We start from the raw sequence: 9,523 nt of genomic DNA, 5'->3' as shown, positions 1-9,523 counted from the left end.
TCCAGCGAGAGGCGGACCGAGACGCGGCGGGTGCTATCCACCATGGCATGCGCCTCCGGTGTCGGCGGGAACGGTGCGCGCGGCGAGGCCGGCCACGAGGCCGAGACGCAGCGCGGTCAGCAGGTCGGCGGCGGCCCAGCCCGAGACGCCCATCTCGCGGGCGAGCGCCACGGCCCCGGCCATGTCGAGGTCCACGCCGGCCATGTCCGCGCGCACGCAGGCGGTCCCTGCGGCCCACAGGGCGGCACCCTCGGCGCTGGCGGGGGCGTGCGCGGCATAGGGGCAGGTCTCGCCACAGTCGCGCCCCAGGACGGCGCAGCCGCGGCAGTAGTCCGGCCCCGCGCCGAAGTGCCAGGCGGCGCGAGCCCTCAGCCGTTTCCCTCGGCGGCCACCGCGACGACTGGGGCGGTGGCGCGGTCCCAGAACGCGGCGGCGATGTCGTCGAGGTCCATCAGCCGCTCCACCGCCTCGGGCGAGAGCGGCAGCGGCTTGCCGGCGGCGTCGCCCACCCCCTCCCAGGCGGTGACGGCGTGACGGGCGAGCGCCTTGGCGAGGAACGCGAAGGCGAGCCCGCGCGCGAGGTCAGGGTCGAGTTTGGCGTCCGCCTCGTGCAGGGCCGCCAGACGCCGCTGCGCTGCGGCCTGGGCGGCGGCCATGACGGCGGTGGTGACGGGCCGGATCTCCACGCGGACGCCGCGCGGCAGGTCGAGCCAGTACGGCTCGGCCGGGAGGTCGAGGGTGAGCATACGCACTCCTTGTGCTGAGGATCAGTCGAATTTCAGCGTCGGCTCTTGCTGCACTGGGCCGGTCGCCTGTTCTGCTAATCCACTTGCGAGATCAGCGGGGCTGCCGGCACGCTCTGGCCGTCGTGCAGACGGAAGACAACATTGGACAATGTGAGCGAGCGGTCGTTCGAGCAGCTCGGCGAGGCAGATCTGGAGAGGATCCGCGACCTAGCTGTGGATGTGCTGGCGGCTGCGTTCGCGAGAGCTCCCGTGGCTTCGCTGTATCGGGACCGGCTACTTCTTCTCGCGCTTTGCCAAGGTGCTGCGAAGCACTGGATCGACGGTAAGCACGGACTCAAGGACATCGACGTCTGGGCCTTCTTCCGAGCGGGCCCGCAGCAGCCATTTCCATATCGGACGATCTGGAATGCTGATTTCGGGCCTTCGCGCTTCGGGCGTCACCCGCGGGATGATGCGTACACGGGACGCCGCATTGACGTGCTCGGCCGCTCCATCGCATGCAGAGACGACGAACGTCCTGACCAAGCACTCCGATCCTGGCTGGCTGCCGGAAGCAAGAGTGCAATGGAACTGGCGAAGCGGCCCGTGATTGGCTTGGCGCCAGCTGCATACTTCGGAAAGGTCATCTGGCAGCCGGCGACCATGCCCGCCTCATCTGCGTAGGCCACTGCCGCCTCACGCATACTCCGTCCCCGCCTGCTGGTTCTTCAGCACCGCCGTCATCATCCGGGTCGCCGTGGCGTTGAAGGCCGCCCGGAACTCGAAGCTTGCCTCGACGCCGGCAGGCCCCTCGATCGGCGTCTTGGCCAGCGCCAGGTAGACCTCGTGCAGCGTGAAGGTAAGGCTGCGGTTGGCGTCGATGGTGAACACAAAGGCGAACTCCGCCGCCGTGCCGTTCTGCGCCTGGGTCAGCAGCGTCGTGTCCGCGAAGCGCGCGGTGATCTGGCCGGTGGCGCGCGCGATGCCGGGATCTGCCCCCTCGATCTTGCGGTCGGCGCGAATAATGCGCACCGCCTCCACGCTGTTCGAGTAGGCGAGCCGCGCGCCGGTGACCTGCGCGAGCGCGGATCCGGCGCGTGAGATGGAGCCCTGCGCCTTGTTGAAGGCGGTGTAGGCCGCCGAGACCGGCGTGCCGCCCGAGGACGAGCCGGAGCGCGTCGAGCCCTGGGCGATCAGCTTGATGGTGGCGGTGGCTGGCCCGGTCGGGCTGAAGTCGATCTCCAGCGCGTCGGCGCGGACGCCGGCGCAGACGTCGTAGCTCGGCACGTCCGGATAGCCGATCTCGATCGCCTGCGAGGGCAGCGTTGCCGCGCCGGAGCCGAAGGTGTGGGTGAAGTTCGGGTTGGTGCCGGTGGTGGTGGGCGCGCCGAGCAGCAGGCGCAGCCAGTGACCGATGTTGATCAGGTCGACCGGCACCACGGCGTCGCCCTCGACGGTGACCGTGTCGAAGAACGGCGCGGCGGGATCGCGATTGCCGCCGAGGCCGATGACGTCGGCATCCAGCAGCGGCTGCTCGGCGCCGAGGTTGCAGGAGAGGAAGGGCACCCGCCGCCAGTTGCCGCCGGGCGCGGTGCCATAGGTGACCTCGGGGATCATGAGCAGGCGCGAGTTCGCGCCGATGGCACGGGGCATTGGAAGCTCCTGTCAGGCCAGCGGCGAGCCGGCGACGGTGAAGGACAGCGCGACGGGGACGGAGGCGGCGCGCGCCGCGGCGGCGCCCTCGGTCTCGGCGTCGTCGAAGGACGGGGCGCCGGGCTGCGCCCACTCGACCGCGCCGCCGAGGGTGCGATCGCCGGCGATCGCGGCCGCGATGTCGACGAGCGGCGCGTCAAGCAGCGCGCCCGTCGCCGCGACAACCTCGACCTCGGCGCGGTGCTCGATCGCCCAGGCGAGCGGCGAGAGGATCGGCGTTTCCTCCACCGTCTCGCCGTCGCGGACCACCACGAGGCCGCCGGGCGGCAGGCGCTGCGGCACGGTTTCATTGCGGAGGACCTTCGGGGCGGGGTTCCGTACGGCCAGGGCGGCGCCCAGGCGGGCGTACAGGGCGGCCAGGGCCGTCTCGCGAACACTCACGCGAACCTCCCGGCTTCGGCCTCCCAGGCCGCCACGAAACGCCGTGGCAGGCGCCGCAGGGCGCGGAGCGATGCCCCGCGGATGTCGAGGCGCTTGCGCAGGGTCACCTGCGGCAGCAGCAGGAACATCGGCACCATCCCCTGTTCGAGCAGCCCGCGCGCCCAGGCCTTACGGCCCTTGCGGTTGGCGGTGCCGACCTCTGCCACGCCGCCTGCAATCAGCCGCGTGCGCCGGCGCCGGCCTGTTGCCGCGCCGTGTCGCAGCGGCAGGCACCAGACGAAGCCTCGCCCGGACCGGAAGGGCCGCAGGAAGCCTTGGCCGGAGGCGACCATCTGCGCCGGCGTGACGCGCAGCCCCTTGTCGCCGCGCCCGCGCCAACCGCGGGCGGCGTTGAAGCCGGTGGCGATCGCCAGGAACCGCCCGCCGCCCTTCGGCCGGATGGTAGCCCCGCGCTCGAAGGCATCGATCACGTTCGGCAGCTTGGTGAACACCAGCCCCGCCGGCCGCAGGGACTCCCCCGACTTCGGGAAGACCTGCGCGCGCCAGGCATTGGCGATGCCGCGCGCTTTGCCGCCGAGCGAACCGGTGACCTGGCCGCGGATCTCAGTCTTCAGCGCGTCGGTCTCGGCGCGCACGGCGCGGGAGGCGGCGCGCTCGCCGGCGCGGACCTCCTCGGCCAGCACCTTCCGGAGATCGCCGACGACAGCGGAGAGGCGCATGCTACCGCCGGCAGAGCATGCGCCAGGCGACGCCGGCGGCGTCGCGCTCGGCGCTGTCCACCGTCAGCAGATCGGGGCCGATGGTGACGGTGTCGCCGGGCTCGATCGCCGGCAGGGTTGCGACGCTGACCGTCAGCACGTCGGTCGCCTGCAGCAGCGCCGTGTCGAAGGCCCCGGCTATGCGATCCGGGCTGGAGCGCAGGACGCGGAGGTGCACGGGCGCCCCCGCCCCACTCGCACGGTAGGTCGCCGCGACGCTAAGGTTCGGATCGGCGGCGAGCACCGCCAGCGCATCGTCGAACACGCCCATGGCGGGTCAACCGAGCCCGAGCCAGGAGGCGAGCTTCGCGCCGACCGCCGCGCCGACGATGCCGCCGGCCGCGGCCGCGCCGGTAGCCGGGATGGCCGGCGACGCGCCCGGCACGCCACCGGCCGCCAGCGACAGCCGCGCCGTGAGGCCGGCCATCGCCTTGACCAGCTCGGTCACGGTGCGGGTGAGCTCGCGCATATCCTTGTCGCCCTCGGCCAGGCGCCGCTCGATCTCGGTCAGGCGGGTGACGATGGTGCCGAGTTCGCGGTCATGGTCCGTCATCGGGTGACCTCCCGCTGCCGCTGCAGCCGCTGGTGGATGGTCCAGGCGGCGACGCCGATCACCGCGGCGGCGACGCCCCAGGGGCCGAGCGCCCGCAGCACCGCCGCGAGGCCTTCTGCATGCGGCGCCAGCGTGGTGACCGCATCGACCACCGCCGCGGCAGTGACGTCGGCGACCACCGAGCTTGCGGCCGCGCGGACGGTGCCGCTGTGGGCGAGGCCGGGCTGCACCAGGCCGGCCATGCGAAGGCCCTCCGCGATCGTCTCCGGCGCATAGGGCATGCCGCCGAGCTCGTGGCGGATGATCGCCTCGACCAGTCCGCGCATGGTCGCTGCGTCGTGCAGGTCGATCGGGTCGTCGAGCCCGACCCCTAGCCGCGCGGTGACCGCCGCCTGGTAGGCGCCGGTGTCGTTCTCGCTGCTCGGCGCTCAGCGCGCGACGAAGCCGCGCACGGTGCGCAGCCCGTGCCGGTCCTGGTAGCTCTGCAGCAGCAGGGCCAGCGCGCGGATGCCGTGCTGGTGCGAGCGGAAGCGGCAGAATCGCCCGTCCGAGGGCGGCGTCTCGAGGCCGAGCCACTTGTTCGTGGCGACGTGCTCGATGTTGCCGGGGTTGCGGTTGCGGTAGCCCCGGCTGGCCTTGGGATCGCCGCTCATGCGCCGGAGGCCGGCACGCGGTTGAGCCAGACCCGCACGGTCGCGTCCGCCGCCAGCGCCGCCGTGGTGGCGATGCCGATCGAGAAATTGCCCGTGGCCGTGGTGGTGACGCGGCGGTTGGTGTTGTCCCAGAAGACCCGAGCGCCGGCGGAGATGGCGAGCGAGGGCTCCTTGGTGAGGTCAAAGACGCCCTGGATGGCGGCCTCGATCACGGCGTTCTGCGCGCCGTCGACGGCGGCGACGCCAAACAGCGCGCCGACCAGGACACCCTGGCCGGCGGTGACGCCGCCCGCATAGGGGACCGTGACGGCCAGGCTGTCGCCCGGCTGGACGAAATTGCGCATGGGGATGGGGTCTCCAGAAACGCAGAAGGCGTCCCGAAGGACGCCCTCTGCGCGGGTTCACGATGGAAGGGGTGAGCCGGGATCAGGTGCCCGGGTTGAACCAGGCGCCGCGCCAGTTGATGGCGCCGACGCCGAAGTCGAAGATCACGCTGACCTCGACACCATCGACGCCCGAGACCGGCCCAGTCGTGACCTGCGGCCCCTCCGCCCCGTTCAGGTAGCCGTAGACGTAGACCGGCGCCGAGAGCGGGTCGGAGAACAAGTACCAGCGATTGTTCTGGATCAGCGGCTCGACCAGCGGCTGCACGAAGCCCGCGAAGACGTTCGCGTTCGAGGTCTGCGTCGCCGCGACGCTCACCGTCAGCTGCCGCGCGGCGAGCTCCTGATTCGGGCCGACCAGCAGACGCATCGAAGAGCCGATCGCGATCGGGAGCCCGTCCAGGGTCTTCTGGCGCATGATGGCGGCACGGCCGGCGGCGAGCCCGCCGAGATCCAGCGCCGAGCCCGCGCCCGCCTTGTTGGCGCGTGCCGCGCCGGTGCCGAACACCGCGGCGTTGCCGGTGGTGAGCGTCGGGCCGTCGCCGTTCGCCGAGTTCAGCAGGCCGTAGGCGGTGGCGTTCTCGAAGTCGGCGACGCGGCGGCCGATGGCGGCGGCGAAGTCGGTGAAGGCGCCGAGGTCATCATTCACCAGCATCGGCCGGGTGACCCGGATCCGGCGAGCGAAGGTCTGCAGGAGCACGATCTCCTGGCTCTCGGACATGGTGCCGGCCTGGATCTCGCCGTTCTCCAGCAGCGGCAGCAGCGTCGGGAAGTCACCGACGCGCAGGTGCCGGTGCGGCTTGAAGTCGCGGAAGTCGCGCCGGAGGAAGATCTGCCGGTAGGTCGGCTGGGCCGGCTGGTAGGCGGCGAGCAGCATCTTGTTGGCCGCCGCCGAGAGCAGCAGCGGGAAGTCGGAGGTGGTGTGGAAGGCGCGCTCGGCGAGCAGCGTCGGGTTGCGCGGCGGGTTGCGATCGCCGCGGCGCGCGAGGAGCTCGCGCAGCATGTCGGAGGGGCGCCAGCCCATGAACTCGGCGTGGCGACCAGCGCCGGGGCCGCTGCTCGGCGGCTGGTAGCCCGGCATGGAGCGGGCGGCGAGCGCCTCGGCCATGGCGTCGAGCAGCTGCGCCGGATCATCGTGGCCGGAGCCGCTCTCCGGGCGGGCCGGGAGCGTCGGGCGGGCCGTCTGCGCCTGGGTGAAGGCCTCCCACAGCCGGGCGCGCAGCACCTCGGGGCTGGCGCGATCGCGCATCGCGGCCTGGCGCAGCGCGTCGATGGTGTCGGCGGGGAGCAGGCCGCGCGCCGCGGCGAGCACCGGCTCGTAGCTGGCGATGCGCTCGGCGACGGCGCGCTCGGCCTCGGCGCGGATCGCGTCGAGGTCGATCGGCGAGGTAGCCGGCGCGGGCGCGGCGGGTGGGCTCGGGCGGTGCGGCCGGCGCAGGGCTGGGCGTGGTGGTCACGGTGGTCTCCTGGGGCGGGGTGGACGGCGCGGCGGAGGGCGGCGCCGCAGGCGGGGCAGCCGGGGTCTCCGACGTCGTCTCGGGCATGATGGGGCCCTCGTCAGTCAGGGCGGGTTCGATCGCCGGCGCGGGGAGGCCCTGCTCTCCCTGCGCGCGGACGGGTCCCCACGGCGATTGCTCCGCAATCGTCGTGGGAGCCCGGACCGCCGCATCGCGGTCCACCGGGACCGGCACGACGGAGATCTCGAAGGGCTCCCAATCCACCGCGCGGTGGACGGTCTCGCCGGTCGCGGCGTCCGGCCGCGGCTCGTAGCGGTGCACGCGATAGCCGACGCTCACTGCCCGCAGCGTGCCATCGGCGATGCGCTGCCAGACGGGCTCGACGTCGGCGGCGGTGCTGAACTGCAGCGTCGCGTAGCCGCGGCCACGCTCGAGGCGGGCGGCGGTAACGCGCCCGAGCACGTCGCGGGCATCGCCGCGGCGGTGCGTGTTCAGCACCGGGGCCTGGCCCGAGCGCAGCGCGTCCATGCGCACCGCGTTGGGCGACATCTCCAGCTCCTCGGTGATCAGGCCGAGGGCGGGAACGAAGTTGCGAGCCCGCGCGCCGGTCGACCACACCACCTCGACGGTGCGTGCGGCGCGATCGACGGTGGCCGGGGCCGCCAGCGCGCGCTGCGCCACGATCGGCATGGCTGGGGCATCCGGCGCGGGGTCGCCCCGGCCCGGGTCGATCATCTCGGTCATGCTGGATCCGTGCTGCGGGCCGCGCTCAGGGCGCGGCGTAGCCCTGCGCGTTGACGTAGACCTGCGCGCCGGTGGTCAGGCAGGCGAAGTTCACCGCCGTCGCCGCCGTCCCGCGCAGCGGCGTTGGAAAGGTGATGTCCACCGGGGTCGCCATCGCCGCCGGCAGCAGCTGCCGCCAGATCACCGTCGCCCCGTCCTTGATCACCACCTCGGTCGCCACCGTCGCGTGCGCGTTCCGCAGGTCAATCGAGGTGACGTAGTTCCGGATGCCGGCGGCCGCCGCAGCCTTCAGCACGACGTCGGCCGTGCCGCTAATCCCGCCGGCAGCGCCGGCGTACTGCCAGTCCGCCTCCGGGATGGAGAAGGGCTTGTTCACCAGCGCGCCGATCAGCGTCGCCAGCAGGTCGATGCCGTGGCCGGCGGTCACCGCCGTGGGGTTTGCAGACAGACCCGTGGCCACCAGCACTGACAGGGCGCCGTTCGTGTTGCGCGCCTGGCCGCCGACGGCCGTCAGCGTCGGGGCGATGGTGCTCAGCACGTTCACCCCGAGCCCCTGGCCGGCGACCGACTGGCTGCGGCCGGCGGTGATCTCGGTGGTGAGCTCGGCGTAGTCCGCGATGGTGACGAACTGCACCTTCACGTCGGTGCTCGACGCCGGCGCCAGGTTGCGCGAGACCGAGGCCCAGCCGGTGTTGAGGTAGGCGCCGGAGAAGGTCGAGCCGACGAGGTCGAAGCTGTTCGCGTCGATCACTGTGATCGTGAAGGTGCCGTTCGCCCCCGGCACGCCGGAGACGTCGGCGACCGTCACCACGTCATTCGTCGCGAAGCCATGCGCGGCGCGGGTGATCCGCACCAGGCCGGAGCCGTTGTTGGCGACCGCCGAGATGCCGTTGACGAGCTGCCGGTTTCGCACCCGGATCCGAAAGCGGTAGAGCGCATTCGGCTCCGGGATCTGCTGGTGACGGACATAGGAGTTCGACCGCGCCGCCGTGGTGTCGATCTGCCGGCCGTGGAACCAGCACTCGTCATTAGTCGGCTCGATCTCCAGCACCGACCAGCCGGTGGGCACGGTGGTCGGGATCGGAGAGCCCGAGGAACTCGCCAACCGCGGCGCGCCCTCGCTCTGCACCTCGTAGTTCGCGAGCGTCGGGCTTGTGCCGTCGAGCCGCCAGGCGGCGGCGCTGCGGCCGTCCGGCTGGGCGGAGGTCGGGTCGACCGAGACCAGCTCGAGCCAGACCGACTGGCCGGCGATGCGCTGGCTGAGGTTCACCGCGACCATGACCCGGAGCGGGATGGTGAAGGCGGTGCGGCTGGTCAGCACCAGCTCGTCGTCAAGGGTCGTGCCGGTGGAGATGGTGATAGTGCCGTCGGCGACCGCGAGTGCCATGCCGCTGCCACTGGCCGCGACGTCCCAGCGGGCCGGGTTGATCTCGATCCCGTTGAAGCTGTCGCGGAACTTCTTCTGCATGCTCTTGATCTTGAGCATGTCGTCCGTCCAGTCGTAGGCGCCGGCGGTCATCGGGGTTCTCCTGCAGGAGGCGCCGCGGCGCCGGTGGCGGCGATCTCGACGGCGGCCATCTGAGCGGCGTCCTGCGCGGCGCCGGACTTCGCGACGCGGCGCGGGTCGGTGTCGAGCGAGATGCCAGCCTCGTCGAGCAGCGCATTCGCCTCGCGGATCATCTCCACCGCGGCGCGGAAGTCGTAGCCGAAGGCGCCGGCCGCCTCGGGCTGCGGCACAAAACCGGCGCGGACCTGGGCAATGAGGGCGGTGGTGTCCTTCAGCGGATCGATCATCTCGTGCGCGGGCGGGACGTGGCTGACGCCGTCCGGCATGTCGGCGCCCCACAGCCCGAGCAGCGCGCCCTGGGCGTGGAAGCGGTCGGCGATGGGCCCGCACCAGCATCGGGATCAGCATGCCGTACTGGACCTGCTCGCAAAGCCGGCGGAATTCGATCTTGCCGGCCCGGAGGCTGGAGTAGTTCGCCTGCGTGAGGTCGCCGGAGACCTGGTCGTAGGTCAGCCCGGCACCCACGGCCGCCGCCTCGAGGGCGCGGCGCGCGAAGGCGGCATGCGATCCACCGCCGGAGGGGTTCACCACCTCCACGCTGCCCATGCCGCGGCGATAGAGGATCATCCCCGGCTCGAAGCTCTCGACC

Annotated in this window: 15 protein-coding genes and 1 pseudogene; 1 reads left to right on the top strand and 15 read right to left on the bottom strand. The window is 72.4% G+C overall.

Annotated features, from left to right (window positions below):
- Nucleotides 1–33: 33 nt before the first annotated feature.
- Together ET526_RS20265 and ET526_RS20260 are read right to left on the bottom strand one after the other, a co-directional pair.
- Nucleotides 34–216 carry a hypothetical protein gene (locus ET526_RS20265; RefSeq protein ID WP_135470756.1) on the bottom strand — a complete coding sequence of 61 codons (183 nt, stop codon included), beginning with the start codon at nt 214–216 and terminating at the stop codon, nt 34–36.
- A 152-nt stretch (nt 217–368) separates the two neighbouring features.
- Nucleotides 369–746 carry a hypothetical protein gene (locus ET526_RS20260; RefSeq protein WP_135470758.1) on the bottom strand — a complete coding sequence of 126 codons (378 nt, stop codon included), beginning with the start codon at nt 744–746 and terminating at the stop codon, nt 369–371.
- A 141-nt stretch (nt 747–887) separates the two neighbouring features.
- On the opposite strand from ET526_RS20260, the gene ET526_RS20255 reads away from it, so the two are divergent.
- Nucleotides 888–1,409 (top strand): hypothetical protein, encoded by a 522-nt coding sequence (locus ET526_RS20255; RefSeq protein ID WP_135470754.1) that lies wholly within the window; start codon nt 888–890, stop codon nt 1,407–1,409.
- Nucleotides 1,410–1,421: 12 nt separating this feature from the next.
- On the opposite strand, the gene ET526_RS20250 is transcribed toward ET526_RS20255, so the two are convergent.
- The 13 genes and pseudogenes from ET526_RS20250 to ET526_RS22215 form a co-directional block, all read right to left on the bottom strand.
- Nucleotides 1,422–2,378, bottom strand: a complete 957-nt coding sequence (locus ET526_RS20250) for a phage tail tube protein (RefSeq protein WP_135470751.1) — start codon at nt 2,376–2,378, stop codon at nt 1,422–1,424.
- Nucleotides 2,379–2,390: 12 nt separating this feature from the next.
- Nucleotides 2,391–2,819, bottom strand: a complete 429-nt coding sequence (locus ET526_RS20245) for a hypothetical protein (protein ID WP_135470749.1) — start codon at nt 2,817–2,819, stop codon at nt 2,391–2,393.
- Nucleotides 2,816–3,538: a DUF6441 family protein gene (locus ET526_RS20240; protein ID WP_135470747.1), complete on the bottom strand. Its 723-nt coding sequence runs from the start codon at nt 3,536–3,538 to the stop codon at nt 2,816–2,818. Before ET526_RS20240 ends, ET526_RS20245 begins: the two co-directional genes overlap by 4 nt.
- Before the next feature lies 1 nt (nt 3,539).
- Nucleotides 3,540–3,848: a head-tail joining protein gene (locus ET526_RS20235; RefSeq protein WP_135470744.1), complete on the bottom strand. Its 309-nt coding sequence runs from the start codon at nt 3,846–3,848 to the stop codon at nt 3,540–3,542.
- A 6-nt stretch (nt 3,849–3,854) separates the two neighbouring features.
- The gene (locus tag ET526_RS20230; RefSeq protein WP_007005774.1) at nt 3,855–4,130 is read right to left on the bottom strand and encodes a hypothetical protein; all 276 of its coding nucleotides are present in this window, start codon (nt 4,128–4,130) and stop codon (nt 3,855–3,857) included.
- Complete coding sequence (locus tag ET526_RS22230; RefSeq protein WP_240048503.1) at nt 4,127–4,456, bottom strand: hypothetical protein; 330 nt, start codon at nt 4,454–4,456, stop codon at nt 4,127–4,129. The genes ET526_RS20230 and ET526_RS22230 overlap by 4 nt, the downstream gene beginning before the upstream one ends.
- Before the next feature lie 102 nt (nt 4,457–4,558).
- Nucleotides 4,559–4,783 (bottom strand): hypothetical protein, encoded by a 225-nt coding sequence (locus tag ET526_RS22225; protein WP_240048502.1) that lies wholly within the window; start codon nt 4,781–4,783, stop codon nt 4,559–4,561.
- Nucleotides 4,780–5,127, bottom strand: a complete 348-nt coding sequence (locus ET526_RS20220; protein WP_135470742.1) for a DUF2190 family protein — start codon at nt 5,125–5,127, stop codon at nt 4,780–4,782. Before ET526_RS20220 ends, ET526_RS22225 begins: the two co-directional genes overlap by 4 nt.
- 82 nt (nt 5,128–5,209) lie before the next feature.
- Nucleotides 5,210–6,169, bottom strand: a complete 960-nt coding sequence (locus ET526_RS22730; protein ID WP_456305130.1) for a phage major capsid protein — start codon at nt 6,167–6,169, stop codon at nt 5,210–5,212.
- Between the two features lie 127 nt (nt 6,170–6,296).
- A complete protein-coding gene (locus ET526_RS21580; RefSeq protein WP_192898736.1) occupies nt 6,297–7,367 on the bottom strand; it encodes an HK97 family phage prohead protease in 1,071 nt (356 codons plus the stop codon).
- Nucleotides 7,368–7,392: 25 nt separating this feature from the next.
- A complete protein-coding gene (locus ET526_RS20210) occupies nt 7,393–8,853 on the bottom strand; it encodes a ubiquitin-activating E1 FCCH domain-containing protein (protein WP_240048504.1) in 1,461 nt (486 codons plus the stop codon).
- 29 nt (nt 8,854–8,882) lie between these two features.
- Complete coding sequence (locus ET526_RS22220; protein ID WP_240048505.1) at nt 8,883–9,200, bottom strand: hypothetical protein; 318 nt, start codon at nt 9,198–9,200, stop codon at nt 8,883–8,885.
- A gap of 148 nt (nt 9,201–9,348) precedes the next feature.
- Nucleotides 9,349–9,480 (bottom strand): annotated as a pseudogene (locus ET526_RS22215) (hypothetical protein); the annotation flags it as partial.
- Nucleotides 9,481–9,523: the final 43 nt, after the last annotated feature.

The sequence above is a fragment of the Crenalkalicoccus roseus genome (genome assembly GCF_004761865.1).
GTDB classification, from domain to species: domain Bacteria; phylum Pseudomonadota; class Alphaproteobacteria; order Acetobacterales; family Acetobacteraceae; genus Crenalkalicoccus; species Crenalkalicoccus roseus.
This window is presented reverse-complemented; position numbering and strand designations above follow the sequence as displayed.